General features: G+C 49.5%; 24 protein-coding genes, 1 other RNA gene and 1 pseudogene. 9 read left to right on the forward strand and 17 right to left on the reverse strand.

Annotated elements, in window-relative coordinates:
- The first annotated feature begins 35 nt into the window (after positions 1-35).
- The 3 genes from nadK to bamE all read left to right on the forward strand — a co-directional run bounded on the left by nadK (position 36) and on the right by bamE (position 3,151).
- The gene (nadK, locus tag FN082_RS10395; RefSeq protein ID WP_139539425.1) at positions 36-914 is read left to right on the forward strand and encodes an NAD(+) kinase; all 879 of its coding nucleotides are present in this window, start codon (positions 36-38) and stop codon (positions 912-914) included.
- Positions 915-1,000: 86 nt separating this feature from the next.
- Positions 1,001-2,662, forward strand: a complete 1,662-nt coding sequence (gene recN / locus FN082_RS10400; protein WP_142981541.1) for a DNA repair protein RecN — start codon at positions 1,001-1,003, stop codon at positions 2,660-2,662.
- A gap of 147 nt (positions 2,663-2,809) precedes the next feature.
- Positions 2,810-3,151: an outer membrane protein assembly factor BamE gene (gene bamE, locus FN082_RS10405; protein ID WP_004104649.1), complete on the forward strand. Its 342-nt coding sequence runs from the start codon at positions 2,810-2,812 to the stop codon at positions 3,149-3,151.
- Between the two features lie 67 nt (positions 3,152-3,218).
- On the opposite strand, the gene FN082_RS10410 is transcribed toward bamE, so the two are convergent.
- Together FN082_RS10410 and FN082_RS10415 are read right to left on the reverse strand one after the other, a co-directional pair.
- Entirely contained in the window at positions 3,219-3,509 is a 291-nt protein-coding gene (locus FN082_RS10410; RefSeq protein WP_139539427.1) for an RnfH family protein, read from the reverse strand.
- On the reverse strand, positions 3,499-3,936 hold the full coding sequence (locus FN082_RS10415) for a type II toxin-antitoxin system RatA family toxin (RefSeq protein WP_208431176.1): 438 nt from the start codon (positions 3,934-3,936) through the stop codon (positions 3,499-3,501). The genes FN082_RS10410 and FN082_RS10415 overlap by 11 nt, the downstream gene beginning before the upstream one ends.
- A 150-nt stretch (positions 3,937-4,086) precedes the next feature.
- Here FN082_RS10415 and smpB point away from each other — a divergent pair, with 150 nt between their 5' ends.
- From smpB to FN082_RS10430, 3 genes are all read left to right on the forward strand, one after another.
- Positions 4,087-4,569 carry an SsrA-binding protein SmpB gene (gene smpB / locus FN082_RS10420; protein ID WP_004104655.1) on the forward strand — a complete coding sequence of 161 codons (483 nt, stop codon included), beginning with the start codon at positions 4,087-4,089 and terminating at the stop codon, positions 4,567-4,569.
- A 144-nt stretch (positions 4,570-4,713) separates the two neighbouring features.
- Positions 4,714-5,077, forward strand: a transfer-messenger RNA (tmRNA) gene (gene ssrA / locus FN082_RS10425).
- Positions 5,078-5,267: 190 nt separating this feature from the next.
- Complete coding sequence (locus FN082_RS10430; protein WP_075552893.1) at positions 5,268-6,089, forward strand: hypothetical protein; 822 nt, start codon at positions 5,268-5,270, stop codon at positions 6,087-6,089.
- Between the two features lie 128 nt (positions 6,090-6,217).
- Here the strand turns inward: FN082_RS10430 and FN082_RS10435 are convergent, their stop codons facing one another.
- A complete protein-coding gene (locus tag FN082_RS10435; protein ID WP_049592259.1) occupies positions 6,218-6,601 on the reverse strand; it encodes a HumD family translesion DNA polymerase in 384 nt (127 codons plus the stop codon).
- Between the two features lie 80 nt (positions 6,602-6,681).
- On the opposite strand from FN082_RS10435, the gene FN082_RS10440 reads away from it, so the two are divergent.
- On the forward strand, positions 6,682-6,921 hold the full coding sequence (locus FN082_RS10440; RefSeq protein WP_015370245.1) for a DinI family protein: 240 nt from the start codon (positions 6,682-6,684) through the stop codon (positions 6,919-6,921).
- A gap of 246 nt (positions 6,922-7,167) precedes the next feature.
- On the opposite strand, the gene FN082_RS10445 is transcribed toward FN082_RS10440, so the two are convergent.
- Positions 7,168-7,737: a recombinase family protein gene (locus FN082_RS10445; RefSeq protein ID WP_116965843.1), complete on the reverse strand. Its 570-nt coding sequence runs from the start codon at positions 7,735-7,737 to the stop codon at positions 7,168-7,170.
- Positions 7,738-7,812: 75 nt separating this feature from the next.
- Between FN082_RS10445 and FN082_RS10450 the strand changes: the two genes are divergently transcribed.
- Together FN082_RS10450 and FN082_RS10455 are read left to right on the forward strand one after the other, a co-directional pair.
- Positions 7,813-9,312 (forward strand): hypothetical protein, encoded by a 1,500-nt coding sequence (locus tag FN082_RS10450; protein WP_142981542.1) that lies wholly within the window; start codon positions 7,813-7,815, stop codon positions 9,310-9,312.
- Positions 9,313-9,320: 8 nt separating this feature from the next.
- The gene (locus FN082_RS10455) at positions 9,321-9,515 is read left to right on the forward strand and encodes a hypothetical protein (RefSeq protein WP_142981543.1); all 195 of its coding nucleotides are present in this window, start codon (positions 9,321-9,323) and stop codon (positions 9,513-9,515) included.
- Positions 9,516-9,704: 189 nt separating this feature from the next.
- Here FN082_RS10455 and FN082_RS29980 read toward each other — a convergent pair whose 3' ends face one another.
- The 13 genes and pseudogenes from FN082_RS29980 to FN082_RS10520 form a co-directional block, all read right to left on the reverse strand.
- Entirely contained in the window at positions 9,705-11,906 is a 2,202-nt protein-coding gene (locus FN082_RS29980; RefSeq protein WP_185932113.1) for a hypothetical protein, read from the reverse strand.
- 63 nt (positions 11,907-11,969) lie between these two features.
- Complete coding sequence (locus FN082_RS10465) at positions 11,970-15,035, reverse strand: host specificity factor TipJ family phage tail protein (RefSeq protein ID WP_116965846.1); 3,066 nt, start codon at positions 15,033-15,035, stop codon at positions 11,970-11,972.
- Positions 15,032-15,412, reverse strand: a complete 381-nt coding sequence (locus FN082_RS10470; protein ID WP_116965847.1) for a nitrite transporter — start codon at positions 15,410-15,412, stop codon at positions 15,032-15,034. The genes FN082_RS10465 and FN082_RS10470 overlap by 4 nt, the downstream gene beginning before the upstream one ends.
- Positions 15,413-15,419: 7 nt before the next feature.
- The gene (locus tag FN082_RS10475) at positions 15,420-15,902 is read right to left on the reverse strand and encodes a DUF1833 family protein (protein WP_116965848.1); all 483 of its coding nucleotides are present in this window, start codon (positions 15,900-15,902) and stop codon (positions 15,420-15,422) included.
- The gene (locus FN082_RS10480; RefSeq protein ID WP_116965849.1) at positions 15,889-16,362 is read right to left on the reverse strand and encodes a hypothetical protein; all 474 of its coding nucleotides are present in this window, start codon (positions 16,360-16,362) and stop codon (positions 15,889-15,891) included. The genes FN082_RS10475 and FN082_RS10480 overlap by 14 nt, the downstream gene beginning before the upstream one ends.
- Positions 16,362-19,058, reverse strand: a complete 2,697-nt coding sequence (locus FN082_RS10485) for a phage tail length tape measure family protein (RefSeq protein ID WP_116965850.1) — start codon at positions 19,056-19,058, stop codon at positions 16,362-16,364. The genes FN082_RS10480 and FN082_RS10485 overlap by 1 nt, the downstream gene beginning before the upstream one ends.
- Complete coding sequence (locus tag FN082_RS10490; RefSeq protein ID WP_116965851.1) at positions 19,039-19,356, reverse strand: phage tail assembly protein T; 318 nt, start codon at positions 19,354-19,356, stop codon at positions 19,039-19,041. Before FN082_RS10490 ends, FN082_RS10485 begins: the two co-directional genes overlap by 20 nt.
- Positions 19,357-19,376: 20 nt before the next feature.
- Entirely contained in the window at positions 19,377-19,772 is a 396-nt protein-coding gene (locus tag FN082_RS10495; RefSeq protein WP_116965852.1) for a phage minor tail protein domain-containing protein, read from the reverse strand.
- Between the two features lie 56 nt (positions 19,773-19,828).
- Positions 19,829-20,299, reverse strand: a pseudogene (locus FN082_RS10500) (phage tail tube protein); the annotation flags it as partial.
- 7 nt (positions 20,300-20,306) lie between these two features.
- Complete coding sequence (locus tag FN082_RS10505) at positions 20,307-20,705, reverse strand: phage minor tail U family protein (RefSeq protein WP_116965854.1); 399 nt, start codon at positions 20,703-20,705, stop codon at positions 20,307-20,309.
- Positions 20,702-21,253 (reverse strand): phage tail protein, encoded by a 552-nt coding sequence (locus FN082_RS10510; protein WP_116965855.1) that lies wholly within the window; start codon positions 21,251-21,253, stop codon positions 20,702-20,704. The genes FN082_RS10505 and FN082_RS10510 overlap by 4 nt, the downstream gene beginning before the upstream one ends.
- Positions 21,243-21,536: an ATP-binding protein gene (locus FN082_RS10515; protein WP_064375429.1), complete on the reverse strand. Its 294-nt coding sequence runs from the start codon at positions 21,534-21,536 to the stop codon at positions 21,243-21,245. Before FN082_RS10515 ends, FN082_RS10510 begins: the two co-directional genes overlap by 11 nt.
- Complete coding sequence (locus FN082_RS10520; RefSeq protein ID WP_116965856.1) at positions 21,529-21,855, reverse strand: DUF2190 family protein; 327 nt, start codon at positions 21,853-21,855, stop codon at positions 21,529-21,531. The genes FN082_RS10515 and FN082_RS10520 overlap by 8 nt, the downstream gene beginning before the upstream one ends.
- Positions 21,856-21,933 lie beyond the last annotated feature (78 nt).

A 21,933-nucleotide genomic window follows, 5' to 3' on the forward strand; every position in this document is an offset into this window, starting at 1 on the left:
TGTCACTATTCATTTAACCTAAGGACATCCAGATCATGAAGAACCACTTCAAGTGTATAGGCATTGTGGGACACCCTCGTCACCCAACCGCGCTGACCACACATGAAATGCTCTGGCGCTGGCTGTCCAGCAAAGGTTATGAAGTGCTGATTGAACAGCAAATCGCTCATGAGCTACAGCTTAGCAACGTTAAAACCGGGACGCTGGCGGAAATTGGTCAGCAGGCGGACCTCGCGGTCGTCGTCGGCGGTGACGGCAATATGCTTGGCGCCGCACGTACATTGGCGCGCTACGACATTAACGTTATAGGGATTAACCGCGGTAATCTCGGTTTTCTGACCGACCTCGACCCGGATAACGCGCTACAACAGCTTGCCGATGTGCTTGAAGGCCACTATATCGCCGAAAAACGCTTTCTGCTGGAAGCTCAGGTGTGCCAGCAGGATTGCCAGAAACGCATCAGCACGGCGATTAACGAAGTCGTCCTGCATCCCGGCAAAGTGGCGCATATGATTGAGTTTGAAGTCTACATTGACGAGGTATTTGCTTTCTCTCAGCGCTCCGACGGCCTGATTATCTCCACGCCAACCGGCTCCACGGCTTATTCACTCTCTGCCGGAGGTCCCATTCTCACTCCGTCGCTGGATGCTATCACTCTGGTGCCTATGTTCCCGCACACGCTTTCGGCTCGTCCGCTGGTGATCAACGGTGATAGCACCATTCGCCTGCGGTTTTCTCAGCGCTGTAGCGACCTGGAAATTAGCTGCGATAGCCAGATAGCGCTTCCGATTCAGGATGGTGAAGATGTGCTAATCCGCCGTTGCGATTATCATCTCAACCTCATTCATCCAAAAGATTACAACTATTTCAATACATTAAGTACTAAGTTAGGCTGGTCAAAAAAATTATTCTGATTTTGTAGTCTGGCTCTTTACTGGATAAAAAACCATATTATACTGTACGAAAACACAGTAATGGTTTTTCATACAGGAAGGCAGCTATGTTGGCACAACTCACTATCAGTAATTTTGCTATCGTTCGTGAGCTGGAAATCGATTTTCACAGCGGTATGACCGCCATCACTGGCGAAACAGGCGCCGGAAAATCGATCGCTATCGACGCGCTGGGGTTGTGCCTCGGCGGTCGTGCAGAAGCCGACATGGTGCGCAGAGGTGCCAGCCGGGCTGATTTATGCGCACGCTTCTCCCTGAAAGACACGCCAGCCGCTCAGCGCTGGCTGGAACAGAACCAACTGGAAAGCGGACGTGAGTGTTTACTTCGTCGCGTCATCAGCACCGATGGTCGCTCCCGTGGCTTCATTAACGGTACGGCAGTTCCGTTATCGCAGCTCAGAGAACTGGGTCAACTGCTTATCCAAATCCACGGCCAGCATGCACACCAGCGGCTGACTAAACCCGAACATCAGAAAATGCTGCTCGATGGCTATACCGGTGAGTATGTACTTACTCAGCGTATGGCCGAACACTATCGCCAGTGGCATCAGAGCTGCCGTGAGCTGGCGCAGCACCAGCAGCAGAGCCAGGAACGTGCAGCCCGCGCAGACCTGTTGCAATATCAATTAAAGGAATTAAACGAATTCAACCCGCTTCCGGGTGAGTTCGAGCAAATTGATGAAGAGTACAAGCGTCTGGCCAATAGCGGTCAGCTTCTGACGACCTGCCAGCATGCGCTGACGGTTCTGGCAGACGGCGAAGAAGCCAACCTGCAAAGCCAACTCTATACCACGAAACAGCTGGTGAGTGAGCTGGTCGGTATGGACAGTAAACTCTCAGGGGTACTGGATATGCTGGAAGAAGCATCTATTCAGCTTAGTGAAGCCACAGATGAATTACGCCATTACCATGAGCGTCTGGATCTCGATCCAAACCGTCTGTTCGAACTGGAGCAACGCATATCCCGACAGATTGCCCTGGCGCGTAAGCATCAAATTACGCCCGAGGAACTTCCTGCATTTTACCTGTCATTACTTGAAGAGCAGTGCCTATTGGATGATAGCGCGGGTTCCCTCGAGTCCCTTAGCCAAAGGGTTATCGAGCACCATCTGCTGGCGCTGGATACGGCAAAACAGCTGCATGATCTGCGCCAGAATAGCGCTAACGAGCTGACTCAGCTAATTACTGAGAGTATGCACTCACTTTCAATGCCACACGGAGTATTCTCCATAGATGTTTCGTTTGATGAACGTCATCTTACGGCGGAAGGTGCGGACCATATCGAATTCCGCGTGACAACCAACCCGGGCCAGCCGCTACAACCTATTGCCAAAGTAGCCTCCGGCGGTGAGCTATCTCGTATTGCTCTGGCAATTCAGGTCATCACCGCGCGGAAAATGGAAACCCCGGCGCTGATTTTCGATGAAGTGGATGTCGGCATTAGCGGCCCGACGGCAGCGATAGTGGGTAAACTGCTGCGTCAGTTAGGCGAGTCAACTCAGGTGATGTGCGTTACTCACCTGCCGCAGGTTGCCGGTTGTGGTCATCACCATTTCTTCGTCTGTAAAGAAACAGACGGCGAAATGACCGAAACACATATGCACCCTCTGGATAAACGCGCTCGTTTGCAGGAACTGGCCCGCCTGCTGGGCGGTAGCGAAGTCACCCGCAACACTCTGGCAAACGCGAAAGAGTTGCTTGCCGCGTAAACTTTTTGATTTTCACAGAGTCATAGTGAACAGCAAATTGCCGATAGACCTGCAGCCGAAGGTTCCCAACCGGGCAAAGGTCTATTATCATCGGCATATTACAGATGAGCCACGTACTGCTCGGGCCCAAAAAGGAATCAAATCACTATGCGCTGTAAAACGCTGACTGCTGCCGCAGCGGTTCTTCTTATGTTGACCGCAGGCTGTTCCACTCTGGAACGAGTGGTTTACCGTCCTGACATCAACCAGGGTAACTATCTGGCACCAACCGATGTAGCAAAAGTTCGTGTCGGCATGACGCAACAACAGGTTGCCTATGCTCTGGGTACGCCAATGATGTCGGATCCGTTTGGCACCAATACCTGGTTCTACGTTTTCCGTCAGCAGCCTGGACATGAAAAAGTTACCCAGCAAACGCTTACCCTGACCTTTAATAGCAGCGGTGTACTGACTAACATTGATAACAAACCTGCCCTCACAGCAGAGTAAGATCATCAATACGCAAAAAGCGCTCTATGAGCGCTTTTTTACGTCAGAAATATCATGTCTAAGAGTATTACTTCCCTGAGTTTTTCTCTGCCCGCTGGCGACGCAGTTCTTTCGGGTCAGCAATCAGCGGCCGATAAATTTCGACCCGATCTCCATCGCGGACTTCATCCTGAAGCTTAGCCGGGCGGCTATAAATACCCACTTTATTTTTAGCCAAATCGACATCATCCCGTAGCGCCAGAATACCGCTGGCGACGATCGCCTGCTCGACCGTCGCGCCTTCTTCCAGCTTAACGCTTTGCAGATATTGCTTTTCCGGCAGTGCATAAGCCACTTCAACGACGATGTTAGCCGGCACTGTAAACCTCTTTCGCGCGGGTCGTAAACGCCTGCACCATATTCATGGCCAGCTCTTTGAAGATGCGACCGAAGGCCATCTCAATCAGCTTATTCGTAAATTCAAAATCGAGATGGAACTCAATTTTGCACGCATCCGGGCTTAAGGGAATAAACTTCCAGCCGCCAATCAGCTTTTTGAACGGCCCATCGACCAGACTCATCAGGATACTCTGGTTACTGGTCAGCGTATTTCGCGTAGTGAAGGTTTTGCTGATACCCGCTTTAGACACGTCAACCGCCGCAGTCATCTGCGTCGGACCGAGCTCCAGAACCCGGCTACCGGTACAGCCCGGTAGAAAATCAGGGTAGGACTTCACATCATTTACGAGTTGATACATCTGTTCCGCACTGAACGGCACCAGAGCGGTACGGCTAATCTGAGGCATGACAGGTTCCACATATAAACACGGCGCAAATAATATCATTTATCTACTGCTAAAAAAAACGCTGTACCGCAACTCGTGCTAAGATACCCCATTACACCTCGCAGGATGGATTGAGGTACGACCGTTTTAAGACGATGACTTCAGGATACTATGACTAAGAAAAAAGCCCACAAACCTGGATCAGCCACCATTGCGCTGAATAAACGCGCTCGTCATGAATACTTTATCGAAGATGAATACGAGGCTGGTCTCGCCCTGCAAGGATGGGAAGTAAAGTCCCTTCGCGCAGGTAAAGCCAACATAGGTGATAGCTACGTCATTCTGAAAGATGGCGAGGCCTATCTGTTTGGCGCTAACTTTACACCTATGGCCGTAGCTTCCACTCATTATGTCTGCGACCCGACGCGTACCCGTAAGCTGCTGCTAAACCAGCGTGAACTGGATACCCTGTACGGACGCATCAACCGTGAAGGCTATACCGTGGTTGCTCTTTCGCTGTACTGGAAGAACGCATGGTGCAAAGTGAAGATCGGCGTAGCGAAAGGTAAAAAACAGCATGACAAGCGTACCGATATTAAAGACCGCGAATGGGCGGTGGATAAAGCCCGTATTATGAAACATGCTGGTCGTTAATTGTCCATTCCTTGAGGGTCAGTTTTGCTGGCCCTTCTGCTATACCGTTGTTGACGCTGGTTTTTTAAACAATCCAGCCCCATAATCCTCAAAACGAGGGCTGGTAAGCACATTCATAAATCTGTTATACTCAACGTACACATTGGGGCTGATTCTGGATTCGACGGGATTTGCGAAACCCAAGGTGCATGCCGAGGGGCGGTTGGCCTCGTAAAAAGCCGCAAAAAAATAGTCGCAAACGACGAAAACTACGCTTTAGCAGCTTAATAACCTGCTCTGAGCCCTCTCTCCCTAGCTTCCGCTCTTAAGACGGGGATCAAAGAGAGGTCAAACCCAAAAGAGATCGCGTGGAAGCCCTGCCTGGGGTTGAAGCGTTAAAACTAATCAGGCTAGTTTGGTAGTGGCGTGTCTGTCCGCAGGTGCCAGGCGAATGTAAAGACTGACTAAGCATGTAGTACCGAGGATGTAGGAATTTCGGACGCGGGTTCAACTCCCGCCAGCTCCACCAATCATGATTGGACAGTGATAGGACATCACTAGCAATAACAGGAAGTTAGCAGTCTCAGCAGGACACCGACCAGACGGTGAGGGGACAAAAAAGGATACGCAAAGGAGCCGCGACTCCCGAGCGACAAAAAAGCCCGCGCATGCGGGCTTTTTTGTATTTAGGTTAGCATCTTAACCATTGGGAGAGGCCAATGTCTTCATCCGAATTAATTCGCATTGCGAACAGAAAGGAAAACAGAAAAGCGCTAGAAAAAGCCTTTGCCAATGCAGAGCAATCTTATCTTATCCATTATTCCTGTGAATCTTTCTATGACAACGATTCTGGACAGTCGCGTCGAGTAACGTCTATAGCTGTCAGAAACCTAGACTCAGCTCAAACACACTCTTGGTCTATTCATAAATCAGCCGAATTGCAGAATAAATTGGATGATATAAACGATCATCTTGATGAACTGGAACATTATATGCTTGCTGATTACTTCCAGTTTTTAAGGAACCATGCGAATTTCACATTCATACATTGGAATATGAGGGATGAAGCGTATGGCTTCCAAGCAATTGAGCATAGGTTTCGTGTCTTAGGCGGTGAGCCATACATTCTGCAGGATGAGCGGAAGTTGGATCTTGCTCGTGTCTTAGTTGCTCTTTATGGTCGTTCCTATGCCCCACATACATCAGCAAAAGGCAGGAAAGGTCGGTTAATGAGCCTAACTGAAATGAATGGAATTGCAGATCTAGATGCCTTACAAGGAGCCGAAGAAGCTGATGCGTTTAAGAACGGCGATTATTTGATGCTCCATCGTTCAACCCTCCGTAAAGTTGATATCTTTGCCAATATCATCGATCGGACTCATGATAAATCATTGAAGACTAATGCAACTTTTTGGGATCTTTATGGCATTAAACCTGTCGTATTAATTGATCTAGTTAAAACCCACCCGCTTTATAGTCTAATTGGGATTGCCGGAACTGGGATCGGTTTCTATACAAAGTTGTTCGGCTTATTCCATTAAAGCCAGACATCATGCGGTGTCACGTTCGGAATTTCATAACCTCTAGTTGCAAAAATCCTTATTAAACCAGCCCATTACGGCTGGTTTTTTTTATGCCCGCTTTCATTCGAAGTGAAACCCCGTCAAGATTACATAATCGGGCACTCGTCGAACTCCCCTGATCGCGCATCATTGATTATGTATGTGATCACCCCAAATACCGCCGGCGGGCAATTCTCCTCTTCCCCCGGAAGCGCTTCCTTTCTCCCAGATGACAAGTCCTCAAGATGAGGTTTTGGCACCAGCCGATAGCGCTTTACTCTGAACTCCCCTGCCATTGCACATACAAGCAGAGTGCCATCACATGGCTTAAGTGAAGCATCAATGACGAGAAGAGCCCCTTGTAAAATACCCGCACGATAACAAGTGTTTGCCGCTCGCATAAAATACGTCGCAGCCGGATGCTTAATGAATTTTTCGTCAAGCGAAATACGCATTTCTTCGTAATCTGCTGCTGGAGATGGAAAGCCCATGGTTTTACTCCTCTTTCTTGACACTGTGCATAACCACAGTATATATACTGTATATAAACACAGTAAAGAGGATCGGAAAAATGTTTGTTGAACTCGTATATGACAAGCGCAATGTTGAAGGTTTGGCTAATGCTCGTTCTATTATTCTCAATGAGTTAACAAAACGGGTGCACAGAATCTTTCCTGATGCTGAAGTTAAGGTAAAACCTATGCAGGCAAATGCTCTTAACTCAGACGCCAGCAAACATGATAAAGAACGGCTAAACCGCATGCTTGAGGAGATGTTTGAAGAAGCGGATCTATGGCTGGTAAAAGAATGATCAGTTGCAACAGCGCCATATTTTCCGGGGTAAGGATCTACTTCCCGGAGGAGAGGAAGTTACCACTCCCTGCTTTCGAGTTACGGTCCTTCGCTATTATAAAAGTTCGAGAAGATGGCTTTATGCTTCTAGAATCAACTAAAAGTGGCTGGTTTCCAGCCACAACAATGATTTATAAGGACTATGGCCCTGCCATATCTCATGCATTACAATTGAGCGGCGATATCTGGGGGTGGGCGGATACGTTCATGTCTTCTCAGGTACGCCACTATTTGATGGGAAATATTTATATACAGTCTTCACACTGATCCCTATCACATCGGCAACCTGGGGCCGAGTCGCCCCTTTATCCAGCATACGCCGGCAGCGCTCCACAACTTCTGTGGTCATTATCCGGCGCCGGCCACCTACCCGGCCCTGCTCCCTAGCCGCGGCTAAACCGGCGCGGGTACGCTCGACTATCAATTCTCGCTCCATCTCTGCAAGCGCGCTCATGACGTGGAAAAAGAAGCGGCCTGCTGGCGTGCTGGTATCAATGCTGTCGGTCAGGCTGCGAAAATGAATTCCCCGCTCCTGCAGTTCAGATACCAACGTAATGAGGTCACGTACGCTGCGACCGAGGCGATCCAGCTTCCAGACCACCAGCGAATCACCGGGTCGAAGTCGGCGAATAGCTTTCCGTAATCCTGGCCTTTTAGCATTCTTACCGCTGGCGGTGTCTTCGAAAATTAGTTCACATTCTGCGCGAACCAGCGCTTTTTTCTGTAAATCGAGGTTTTGATCCCCTGTTGAGACCCTGGCATAACCAATCAGCACTGTGTAACTCCCTGAAAATACAGATTGTAAAATGCTGATGCTATTCGCTCAAACCTGGGTTCAAGCGAAGGGGCAATGATGGTTTATCGTAACGCCTCCTCGCTTGACAGAATCATCCGGGCATCAATACTCGAATACATGACAGAAGCAGATCAGCAAAAACTGCTGACAGTCCCTGGCGCTAATGTCATTGCCGACTACGCGTTAAAGGCCGCTATAGCTGATGGGGTGATGGTACTGGATATCCCGTGGAATGTCGGTGCGCTAAATTTCGGTCTTGATCCGGCAACGCTTCCATTAGGATTCTCAATGATAGGGTGGGGGTGTCGTCGTCCCTATACTATTACTGACGACAGCAGCTTCCTGAATTGTGGGGTTGTCATCCGCGTAGCAGCTGGTGCAAGTTTTCCATTTTATTCAACAGGCAGGCATGTATTCCGGGATATTGTTTTTGATGGTCGTGACAAGACGACATATCTGTTTTATTCCGCAAGTACTTCAACTCAATTTAATGGCACCAGGCTTGAGGGATGTGGAATTTACCGTTTTGCAGTAGGTCTTGGTTGGTCTCGTTATACTGGAACAATAAAAGCGTTTTTCTGTTCAATGTCAGGAAATGGCGACGGGGTGAGAAACCTTATCGATTCCATGCTGGTTGGTTGCACCATTAACGCCAATGACCGCGGCGTCGCTCTTACTGGTGGCTCTAATAACAACTTTTTCGGAGGATGCCGGAACGAATGGAACACCGGAGATAACTACTACGCATATCAATCAGTGGAAAATCAAATCTCCGGTGAACTGTGCGACCGGGCGGGGCGAGGTGGCGTGGTTGCTGCCGGGCAGTCGTCATGGATTGTTAGCGGCGTTAACGTCCGGCGTAGCGGTGCTAATCAGGCTGTGGGTGATGACTATTCGGCAAACTTCATAATTATCGACGACGGTAAAATTCAGCTCTCAGGGGTAAGGACTGGTATCGGAGCAAATGACAGTGGAGATGGTGGAATAACCTCGCCATCCTATAACGTATCGGCTCTTGGCTCTGGCGGTGGTACGTTACTGGTTTCCGGAAGTGATATGACAGGTTTTGTTACTTCAGCAATTAACCAGAAGGCGGCCACGTTAAATAAGTCGATAACCGGTAACCTCGGGATGAACGATGATGTTAACGTGGGAATGACTCAGGTGGTTAATGGCAGGCCAGTCATTGGCCCTCAGTCGTCAGGTACACTTGCGGGTTCTGTTGGTGCAACATTGTCTCTGACCAAGACCAACATATTCCAGAACGCCTACGATAACTATATTACCAGGGCAATACTGATTGAATGCAGAATAGGGAGTCAGTCGCTGGGGGATGATATTAAAATTCCCGTCAGATTCAGAAGGGAGAGTCTTTATTATATTGACGTCCTCACTGCTGGCATTGTTGCCAGTTCTGGACGCATTGGCCTGGCGGGAACTGGCGTAACGGTATCGTTATCTATTAATAGCGCTACCGGGCTGGTTACTGTTCAACTGACAAGTGTTGATGGCATTGAAAGAACCGTTAACATATCAATGCTGCCTTCGATGTAGGAGTGAAAATGGAAAACGAAACAGAACTGACCGAACCGCCATTTGAAACCTGGTTCAGAGAAGTGGTTGAACTGGTTAAAAATGGCGGACATTCAATGGATATCGTTGCCTATAAGGGCGAATGGGCTGATGATTTTTCAGAAGGATTAACGCCTGAAGATGCATTCAATAAAAGATGCACATCTTTCCCTGCATTACCATGAAAACTGCAAACTTATCATCTCTCCTACTTGCTCCGAGACGTACCCAGCCATCCCTGCAAGTGACTGGTCATCATCCGGATCGGCGTCATATTCGTAAAGAACCCCGCCGGGCCATTCCCCGGCTCTGGATTTGTGCGGAGTTGCGTAATAATCAGCGCCATCAAAGAAAATATAAAAATGTGTCATATATCACCCAATCTTGTTAATCAGTACATCATAGATTTTCACTTCCGCACCACCCGTCGGGACGTTGAACAGAGAGATACTTAACTGAACGTAGTCATACGTCATGTAATCCTGCACAACATTAAGCCCCGTTGATGAGCGGTATTCTGCGACTGTCGTTCCTGCTGTTACAGTCGTTGCAGCTGATGTAATAATGCGGTCACCAAATACGGGGATACCATTGCTGTCGAACGTCAGTACAGTCACCAGGCGGGTAGTGATGACCACTGGCACACCCTCCGTCGTCGCCTTGTACTTAAACTTAATGTGCGCGGGTGTGGTGCCGCGAGGGACTTTGACGACCAGTTGCGCACCAGATGAATAGCCCTCGCCGACCGTGGATTTTTTGACTATCGTCAGGCAGCCAAAGGTATTGCCACTGACATCATTTGTGGTGCTACGCGTCAGCGTCGTGGTGTCTGTCGTCAGCCTGTCAGTACGCGATGCGTTCATGTCTGCGTACCAGCGGTCAACGAGCGTACTGCGGGTGAAGGTGCCATCCACCAGGTATTTATTCAGGTCGCCACGCACCGCAGGCTGAAGCCCCTGCAGGGAGTTAGATTTATCTGACAGCAACCGGGTGTTAATCATGGATTTCACCGCCGTGCCTGACCAGTATGTTATATCACTGTCAACGGAAAGCTGATTCGCGCCGGTATCATCGTAAAACAGATGGTCGGTAGTGGCATTCGAACCGTCACAGACCAGCCAGGTAGGTTTAAAGCTGATATAAGCCGGTTTCGATGACTCAAACCAACGCTCATAGCTGTTGTTAAATTCTACATGGCCGCCATCAAGTTTAAGCACAAAACCAGATGCAGAGTTTTTCCCCAGCCTCGTGAAATCTAACTTGCTGCCCACAAGATTAAACTCCGCACCAATGGTATCCCATTCAAATACCTGGCCACCATGAAGCCCAACGCCGTTAAACAGAAAATTTTCTCCGGTATCAGTTATAGCCGACTCAAGACCTGCTTTAATGGACGTCACCAGGTCTTTATCTGCTGTGCAACTGCCACCATTAAAGGTAACGAGATAACAGTGATTTCCGAATGCAATACCGTATTTTGGCGATGAGATATTCAGCTCATTAAATATCACGCTACTGAAAGCACCGTTGACATCAGATGTTAAATGCAGGGCAGTAACCGGAGAGTCTGTCCGGCGTGTCGCATCTTTAATTATCAGGCGTTCAACGTTGCCTTTGACAAATTCAACACCGGACTGAAAGGGAATGGTGGGTCTGCATCTGACAATCGCAAACGCCGTTGTTGTTTCATACAGCGTATTTTCAATCGTGAAATCAACCAACTCTATGCTGTTTGGGTCAAACTCGACGGTATTTCCTGTTGTCGACGTAAAATCCAGCCCCATCATATCCAGACGAAACCGACCATGCGTCAGGCGATATGATGACACCGTGGAAAACAATTTATTCAGGGCTTCAGTATCATCACCACCGGAAGGATATAACCCCGCGTCAAAACATGTCAGAGACAGGCTGGTTAACACCTTTTTCCACCTGGCCCCGCCAGCGGTAACAATCGTGAGTATCCCGTCGTCGGGTGTTGTGGTGTCGTCAGGGTCATATTCGTAATCGCCGCCTCCGCGTGGCATTTCTGGTGCCAGCCCTGTGGAATAGGAAATGGTTCGGATCAACTGTACATTCTGCGTAGGTTCGGTCGTGCGGAGTGCTGATATATTTGCACAACGACCAACCAGTTTTAGCCCGTCGCCTGAACCCAGGTTTGAGCGAAGAGCCGCATCACCAATATTCGACCATTTCCCTGCCGGGTTTTCAGCCGACCACACGCCGCCATCATTCTCTGGAGAATCTCCGGCAATGACGTGCTCAAGCTCTCCAAGGTACTTGTACCAGGAGCCGTTAAAACTCACGATTTGATTGCGGTTCTGAACCGTCAGGCCTATGGCCCAGTCCCCCAACTCCTGCCAGCCGATAGACGCAACTGCCTGCTCGCCACGGCCTGTTATGTAGTCGATAAACCGACTGAAGATCATCTCCATTCCGTACCATGTACGACGAAGTGCACCGAAACGATCCGGCAATGACTCCTTTTCTTTATCACTAACTAACTTGTCAAGGATAACGACGTTCTTCAGCAAAACCTCAGGGGATGTCGAGCCAAGCTTTTCGTTGTCGGCCATACATTGTGCTCCAAAATGAAAAACCCGCCGAATGAGGCGGGTGAAAGAATACTTTAGAGAAAGTTAAGCGACGTCGCCGGGGTAGGTGGCGTCGTCGTAGGCGTAGAATTCGTCACGATATTGTCGAGCAGTTACTTCGCATGTTCCGTCATCCTGCGGGGAGACCTCGGCCACTATCGCGTGATACACATCTTTTTCTGAGCTACAAAAAATAAGTCTTGGCGGTTCTATAAAGGGATCACCAATCAGGATATCGTCAAATTGAGCCTGATGCGGTACTGCCACCTGATAATCTCCGCCGGGCGATGCACTCAGCAAGCCAGACGCCTTGCCGTCCTGATACCGGATATACACCCGGGGATTTTCAAATGACCAGTCAAGCTTCTCGGTGACGGTGAACGTCGTCAGACCATCAGTTGTAGACATCGCATCAATAAGACACGAAATGGTGTTGTTGCCGGGAATATCATCTGTCAGAACGATGCGATCGCCCACGCTGTAACACAACGCATCCATTTCCGTTGTGGTCTTGTGAACCAGGCGCTGCATGCGGTATTTCATCAGTCTGCGCATGCCTATCTGATAAGCGCGATCCTCTTCCCCTACTCCATCCAGCGTATAGTCTTCAACTTTAACGGGAGTCGGATTACCTGGTGTACGACACTGAACGGTTTCCTCTGCCCATGTGGTGCTGTTGATATAAGTGACGTCCACGCCGTCGTAATCATCATCGTTTGGAGCAGTGAAATCCGTCTGAAGCTCTTCCACCATTTCGTGCGGCGTGATGGCGCCAACCCACGGTTTCACGCCCTCCCTGCCGACTGATGCGAGCCCCTGGGTATTCAGCATGAAATACGACTTTCCCGCGTTCGCGATTTTTTGCAGCATTTCCAGCGCCGACATACTATCGCTGGTTGCAAAATCGAATGTTTCTCCACCTGGTGTCCAGTACGCGCTTTCAAGCGCATCAATTGCTGCGGTATCCATTTCCAGTCCCAGAGACCGACCAACGTGATACAGTGCGCCGGAGATGCTGCGTGGCAATGCTGAGTCATAAATCCCCGTGGCCACAACGTTCACGCGGCGATCGGACTGCGCCGCCAGCTTACCACCCGTCTCGACCGTAGCTCCCATCAGAGTGACACCGGCGTAAGATGATGGACGCGCCAGTAACCTCCCGCGCAACGCCTGCCAGTACATAGCGTCACGGGCGTTATTACTTCCCTGCTCATTGCGACGTCGGCAACGAACCTCTACAAGCCCCGGTGTTGACAGTTCAAATCGTTCTGTGAACCCCAGCCCATTGACGTTTTGCAGAGCATAAACACCCTCCTTGCTTGTCCACCCAGTACCGGAACCATATACTCGGTACTGAATCTCCCATTCACAATGGCGCGTCCTTTTATTCCCTTTTTTATCAAAACCGCAAATACCCGACGGGAAAGCAAAGTTGATCTCAAATGCATCAACAACTTCATTTTCAGGACAAACAAGGAAAGGCCCCATCCAGGTATCGTTGTCATTGATTCCGGTGGCCTGATAATCAATCATTGTCCGCACTGAGAATCCTGACCAGGCTGGATCAATAACACCATCAATCACACGCTGAACGGTTGCCGATGTGCCATCCGACTCAACTATCCGATACTCGTTACCACGATGGGCCAGAGACAAACGTTGTGTACCTTCCGGTATCCCCAAAAAGGCTGCACCAGAAGCGCTACCATAGGCAAGCCTGACATTTGCGGTGATCGCCGGGCTTCCGCCGCTGGAGGCTGACCCCGTAGTAAATGAAGGGCTGTCACCGAACGCAGAAACGGGTAGTGCGGAGGATGTAATGTCACCGCCTTTCCACGGGCTAGATTTCTCAACTATCCGAACGATACCGCCATCATCATGAGCAACGAGTCCTGATCCGGTAAGCCCTTCGTTTATGGCAGCAAGAAGCCCTGACATATTCAGATAATCGGCCACCAGCGAGACCGTGAACGTTGCAGCGTGCCAGGTGATATCAAATGTCTGCCCTGTCACGGAAAAATCATACGTTGTCGGCGAAGCGTTGCCGCGTAAAATCGCCGAGCTACCACCAGTTCCGGGAACTGCATCCTGTCCGGGGGTATAGACTGCGATAACCAGATCATATTTTGCGCCGCCAATCTCAAGCGTGACGGGCATGCCGGATACAGGATTGATTTCCGCCAACGTATCGCTGGCCAGCACGCTATAACCCGATGATGTTGAAACCAGGTAATTAGCAGGTGCAATGATGGTCACAATGGTTCCATCTACCCACGATTCCGGCAAGGCGTTACCTTCATCCTCATCATCGTTATCATCATCAAGCCCGTTGAAACTCACCGTAGCGCCAACGACCGTCATGCTGTCAGCGTTGATATCGGAAGAATCGGGAGCTGTCTGGGCCATATCAAGGCCGCTACCGCTGGATGTACCGCCGACCTCGGTCGAATTAAACCAATTTTCACTGCGGCGATCCGCAGAGACATCCGCTCCGGGAGGGTAAACGTCGTAAGTGAATGAATCACCTAGTGCGCTGATTGGCGTGGCACCTACGCGAATATCGCCATTGGTGAATGCAAAATTTCCCATTCCCAGACAAACCATCATCTCCACCGTCATGCGGGTGGGATCATCAGGGTTATATCGGGTTACGGGCTGTACAACATAATCGGGATAGATGCGCGCCCGACCAAACAGTTCACGAATCGGGTCGCCAAGTTTTGCCTGGTTGGCTTTTGCCGGGTTGAGATCAAGGGAAGTCCCGTTACTGGACGAATACCCCCCCTTATCCATTTGCGACATCATCACGATGGCATAAATAGCCGATGCCGCCGCGACCGCTGCCGCAACCCAGGTAGCAATCACTGTGGCAGAAACCCCCTCACCGGGTACGGGAAAAACGCTCACATCACTGTCGGAATAAATGACGCAGAAAGGCCACTCCTGCGGTGTTATCGCGCGCCCATTTACCTCAAAAGCAACACGCTGCTGCATGTCGAGACGATAGTTGTCTACGTTTTCCGACATCCATTCATGCACCGTCATCGTGCGGTGCTCATGCCTTTCGAGCGGTTCGCCCGGCAACCTGGACGGGTATACACGAATAGTCACTGGTAATACTCCACTTTCAGATACTGCTTCTCAAAGCGCGTCAACGGCAGGATCGTCACGTTGCGACGGGGATTGCATTCCAGCACATACAGCATACTGTTCAACTCAACCACCACACCGAGATGACCAATCATTCCCCCGATATAACAGGCAGCCACGGCACCGGCACAGGGATCACAGCACGCTACGTTTTCACGGAAATGGGTGCAGGCAGCGTGCATCTCATTACCCTCTTTAATCACGCCTTCAAACACTGGCCACTCAGGTAACCCGAGGTCGCGACGTACTTCATGAACAACCCCGTAGCAGTCGAGGACAGGAAAGACGCGTCCGCCCATTTGCCAGCGGACAGCCAGGTACTTATCAATGTTCAGCATGGGATACCTATCGGGTGTAACGGAGGCCAGGGAAATAAGGTAGAGTGAAGCGGTTGCGCGGCCAGGCATAATCAAGAACGTTTTTGAATCCCGCGGTGATATTGACCACAATTGCTGTCCAAGAGCCCCCTTTTACAGGCATAACGGAGGGCGGCTCAGCGGGACCGGAAAGGTCTGTTGAAATGTATTGCCGGAAAATGATCGTGGATTCATTCAGTTCATCAACGGCATCTCGAATAGCTTTAGAGACCACGCCGTCGATATTGCATAAAGAAAATTTAAGATCCTGCGTCCCGTCTTCATTTCTGGCAGGAAGCGAAAACGATATTGCACATGCCAGAAAAGTGACGGTATTGCCACCTTCGGTTGTGGCCGTTATGTCCTCATAACCTTCACACAGGTAATAATACTGGTCACCTATATTAATCTGCAGAGTGCCGATGATAACTTCAGACCCTGAGGAAGCATAAAGTCGGTTAATTACTGTCATGCTTAGGCCATTCCTTATTGAGGGCGATATCCAGAAGAGACTGCCCAACCAGCCATTCAGGGTAATTACCCCAACCAACCGGAGCGAGTGGTCGCTCTCTCAACTCAATGGTCGCGGAATAACGCCACAGGCCAGGCTTAATAAATGAGGGTCCTTTATAAATCCCTATAAATCGACATTTAAATAATTTCATACCAACCGGGGTTTTGCATTTCATGTAAAACCATGCTGCCCCGTCTGCTAAAACATCTCTGAACCATGCTTCAAATACCTGAGCATGCGTATCGGTTTTAAACTGCCATACAACCGTGTTATTAGTTGGTACAGATGTATATTTTCTGCGCTGTCTGGCAAGACCTCCTACCCTGTCGGTACGTGTTATTGTTTCCGCTGGCTCAAACCCATAGCCATCATATGCCGGACCGGGTATATAATCATGAGGATAATAAATATCGGTCATTATTTTATACGCCTCCGAGGATATATTGATTTAAGCGAACGCCCATAATTCTCAGTGGGATTTATTACCTGAGAAGTCATATACTGCTTCATTCTTTTTTCAGAGGCACGCATCTGCTGATTCACCATTTGCATGGTGGTATCATCCGGTTTCCCTGTGAAGGTATTATGGAATTCTGCAACAACTGTCCTGCCACTTGCTGCTCTTTGCTGACGAACCTGGTCTAATGTGGCATCCAGTTTTGCCGATGTGCCAGCTGTAGTTACCCGCTCTCCCTTTTTCAATAACCAGGTTCCGGTCTCTGGGATTTTATCGATACCATCGTGGGCCATGCCCGCCAATGCTGAAGCAGATATAGCAGCAACAAGAGGAGCAGTGACGCCGGCAGCAGCTGCCAGCGCAGCAGGAGCAAGACCAGGACCAACAATTGGAATGGCTGCGGTAGAGGCATATGCCGCAAGTTGGGCCTGAAGCGCTGTTGCCTGAGCATTAGCTATCATCGGAGCAACAGCTGTTGCCTGAGTTGTTTTTCCAACCAGGAGCTGAATACCCTGATAGACCAGCCACTGTGCAGCCATCTGGGCCAGAGTCTGAATAACCGTCTTACCAAAACCTTCAACCATATTGCTAAGGGCATCGCCAGCATCTTCAGACTGGGTGGCTAGATCATATAACCCCTGCTGGAGATTACTCGTTACTCCACTCAATGCAGTATTAGTCGTTTCCGCAGCAATCTGGTTATAGTTGGTGGCCATATCAGCGTAGTTTTGCCAGGAGGACTCAACACCTGCCAGCCAGTTACCCCGCATTTCATCCTGAGCGGAATAGTATCCTTCCAGTGCTTCCAGTTCCTTTTTATAACCTTCATCATCCAGGCTTCCTCCCTGATTCTGCCAGCCCTGGCGAAGTTGCGCTCTTTCAAGATTACGTTGACTGTCCTTGTCACCCAGACCAGCACTATCTGTCAGTGCCGCTGTTTTTTCCTGCATCTGGGTAATATATTTTAATGAGTTATCCTGAAGTTTATTTAAGCGCTCCTGAGCGACAATCTGATCGCCGAGTTTTGCATTGACTTCAGCCTGCGCCAGAACTTTATCCTTGCTGGCGAGTAAAGATTGCTCATCTTTACTGAGCGTTCTGGTTTTGGATGCCTCCTCAAGCACTGAGAAATCTGCCTCAAGTTTCCAGAGTTTTTTCCGCTCCAAACTGATTGTATCGTTCAGTTCTTTATGCTGCTGCAAGACTTTTAGCTCGGACATCAGTTGCAGGGTTTCAACGTTCGTCTGGTCGGAGGAACGATCACCAGCGGAGACCTTGAAACCTTTTGATTTAGGCGTTTTTTTTAAGGATGCCTCATATTCTTTTTTGGCTGCAGCCATATTGATGGTGTAATCGGCTTGAAGAATATGCCCTTCTTTCAGCGCATTATTTAATTCATTCTGACGGGAAGTATATTTTTCAAGCGCGCTCTGCGATTTAGCATAATTTGCCTGTGCCTGGGCTGCATATTTCTGTTTATCAGATTCTGCCTCTGCTTCCTTTTCTGCCGCAGCCACACTGGCTTTGGCAATACCAGCCTGCTGCTGCGCCATATCAAGGGCCAGACGGGCCGACTCCCGTTCGTTCCAGAATCGGGCTCTGGCTTCATCGTTTACATAACGGTCATTTTTCCTGAGATTCCATATTTCATCAGCCCGTTTAAAAGCAGCCTCTGCCTTGCTTGCTATCTCACCAGCGGTATCTGGTCGACCGAGATCGAGTGCAGCATCCCACATGGATTTAAACGCGCGTTTTAATGAATAAGCGGAACGCTCAATCGTACCCATGTTATCTATCAGGCTCTGAGTCTGTGTATCAAAGCCCTTCGTAGCTGCCTCATTTGCCGCCTGCAAAGCGGCGGCTTCATCTCCTGAACGCTGTAACTGAGCAACGTAATCAATCTGCTCGGCTGTTACGTTATGAAACTGTTGCGCCATCGCAATCAGGCCCGAGGTAGGATCATTCGCCAGTTTACCGAATGCTTCTGCAACCTTCTCAACCGGGACACCTGAGACAACAGTAAACCTCGCTACTGACTGGCTTAATTCATCAAAACGTGCACCAGCGCCGACCCCCGCATTAATTAATGCCGTCAGGGAATCACTGGTTTGATCAAAGGTAAGTCCGGCCTGTTGACCCGATTTTGCCAGTGCCAGCATTCTGTCGGTAGTCAGGCCCGCAGAATTGCCAGATAATGTCAGCGTTTTATTGAAATCTGAAAGGGTTGACGATCCGTTATAATAGATATACCCCATCCCCGCACCTGCCGCGGTCAATGCGGTGATACCCAGCGCCAGAGGGGTTACTGACCCCAGCAAGGCACGAAAGGTCGGGACCAGCCCCCCAAAGGAATCCTTTACCTGCCCGCCCTGCTGCAACATGATTAGCCAGGGGCTCTGGCCACCAGCCAGCTGAGTGGCGACGTCCGTGAACTGCGCAGGCAACATGCGCATCGCATTTTTATACTGCCCGATTGAGATACCAGCACGCTTAGCAGCGCGCTCCTGACGTGAAAAAGCTGCCGTAACCTGTGCTGAACTGTCGTTTGCTGCCCTGCCTAACCCGCTCAGTTGCTTATTGAGATGAGCAACTTCCTCATCAAATTTTGCGCTATCACCATCAATTTTAACGACCAGATCACCCACTGGCTGGGACATAGCGAACTCCTCCGGGAATGCTCTCGGCTATTGACATAAGCTGTTCGTCAGAAACGTCCTCGCTTTCTTCCCTGGCTGTTGCAAGCAAACTAAAATCGGGGGCGGAAATACCGTGTTTGTCTGGATCAGTGAAAAGACTGACGGCGAGGTAGCTTAAATTTGCGAAATGGGAATCAAGCAGATCGTCGCTGAAGCAACGCTCCTGGTAATATTCAATCCATTCGAACCATTCAGAGGAGGACATTTCCGAAAGCATGGCGCGCCAGTCAGGCCGACCAAACTCTCTGGCTAAGCGCATAGCAAAGCGACGTGAGCGGGTCAGGACTTTTCCAGATCCGGCGCATCCTCTTCTATAGTCTCTTCAGTTTCATTAATGACAGGAGGGACCATCCCTGAAAGCATACGGACCATTAAGGCCGCGCTACCCAGTAATCCTGGCGGATATTTGCGCATAATTTCCGGAAAGATCTCTTTCCCCTCGCGCTGTTCGTCATCTGCCTCACTCAAGGATAAAGCAACAAGCATGGCCTGATCGCGCATAGTCAATAAGGTAGCAATTTTAAAATTTTCATCAGGTGTAAGCCCATCAGTCGGTAATGATTTTCGCTCTTCAACCATGAACTCAATATATGTCATACGACTGAAGGCAGATAATTCAAAAAGATGAATATTCTCGCCATCTGGGTTTAATGTATCTTTCTTAAGATAAGTCATTATATTGCTCCGGCGCGGTGCCATAGCACCGCCATCGAAATATATTAAGGATTAACAGAAGAATTATCTTCAGCCAGGGACGGTTTACCTTTATTGGTAATCTGAGCGCTACGGGTAATAACTTCATTTCGTGCAATGGTTTTACCCAGACTATTTATCCAGCCAGTAAAAATATCTACTGCACCATTTGGATATTTAATCTTATAAGCTTTTTCATCGCCGCTCATGAACCAGTCAACAAGATCCTGCTGACCAGTCTCACCGGGTTTCCATGCTAGCGTGACGCTTGATTGCCCGGCTGACTTAACGCCCTGAGCAGTGGAGTCCCATTCAGGTGCATCATCATCGATATAGGAATCATCGTATGATTCTGCGGTCAGTTCGCCTGGCGTAATCTCCTTAATTTTAGCCGTCCGTGTCCAGCCTGTGTCGCTGAGTGGATCTTCGTATGCATCACCTGTGCCGGTGTAAATCCAGAAGGTTGTACCGGCACCTTTCGTCGGGGTAGTTGGTGTTGGCGTTGCCATAAGGTCCTCACATAATATAGGTCAATGAATACTGGAGATCAGCGGATCCCCAGGTAGCAGCTTCATCATCGCGCTGATAGTCATATCCACCGACGCTGATGGTCTCGACAAGATTTACCAGAGCAGGAAGATCAGCCATTGCCGGATAAATACGAGTTTCCATCCATTTATCCAGTGCGCTGTCTGGTGACGTGGCTTTCAGAAAGACCTCGATATGCAAAACGGCCTCCCACTCCTCCTCGTCAATGCTGCCACCTGTGGTTCTTGCATCAGTCAGATACACAGCAACTGCCGGTAACTCTTCTGGCGCGATAAATGCGGGTCGACCGTCGTACCAGGAGGTTTTCCCGGAGATCGTTGACTTCAGTTTATCCAGCACAGCTTTTCTGATTTGTGGATGAATCATTTCGTCACCAGCCTTATCTGATTTTTGATGGCTGCCATCATTTCTTTTGGCATATCCGATTCCATCAGTTTGGGCAGTTCTTCTCTGAATGCCGTTGTCAGGGGCGTGGCAAGTGGCACTTTCACCACTTCAACAGGGTAACGGGATTTGGTGGTTCTTCTCAGAACATGCCAACGACCACTGTTAAGCTGTTGTACAAAAGCGCCGGGAAAGCTGAAATTCCCAACTTTCAGAACGCTCCCTGAACTACCGTTATCCCGCCGGTGCCGTGAAAGCTGAACCCGGACCGGCCCCAACTTTATCGCCGGAAGATTACCGCGATTTACCCGGATGGTTGCCATTGGCTTTTTAGGACTCGCACGCTTAAGCCTGGCGCGCTGCATAACCAGTTTGCGCTTTACCTTTGTCTCTTTTGCCACCCGTGAAGAGCTCCTGCTTATTGCCCTTCCGGCCACACGGTTAATAGACTGGGAAGTCGCACGAGGTATCGCATTTTTGCTGATATTGCTGAGGTTCTGTTTGAGTTCTTCCAGGCCTTTAATCGTCACCTATGTCCTCCTCAATCCAGATTTGCGGCTTGCTGTTGAAGGGTAACCAACGAGTCACGGTATAAGCCTGCCCGTTATAGGTAACCATGTCTCCACGTGCTGGCTGATAATCAACAGTAAAGATGACCAGACTAATGCCATCCCCTGCAACTTGGCCCATTTCCAGCAACAAATGACTTTCAACGGCAATATAATCATCACCATTGATAGTGACTGGCCTCCCCAGCCTGTTCGCCGTTAACGTATCCATTCTGGCAGCCAGGTTGTCAAAAGCATTAGCCATTAATCTTGACTTCCAGAACGGTTACGCCAGCACCTGCGTCCTCCCAGGCAACCCCGGCCAGTACCGCATCGGTTTCATCCAATTGAACGTTTCCGGCTTTAAGATAAACTTTCGCCCCCACAGTCACGGCATCAGCAGGCAACTTGGGTAACAGAAATACCCCTTCGGCAAAACCATCCCCCACATCGCCCGCCGCGATATCGGTAATCGCTACAGCAATCATACTGCCGACAACAACCGGATCACCGCTGAGAACATCTTCACTCCCGGCGTTTTTGAGCGGGATAGTTGCGCCTGCCTGAATGTAATTCTTAGCCATAACATCTCCTGTCAGCCCCGTTCAGGGCTGAATTCAGTTATAAAAAAAGCCCTGACGGGCATTGATATTGTGATTCAG

Source organism: Klebsiella spallanzanii, from assembly GCF_902158555.1.
In the GTDB taxonomy this organism is placed as follows: Bacteria; Pseudomonadota; Gammaproteobacteria; order Enterobacterales; family Enterobacteriaceae; genus Klebsiella; species Klebsiella spallanzanii.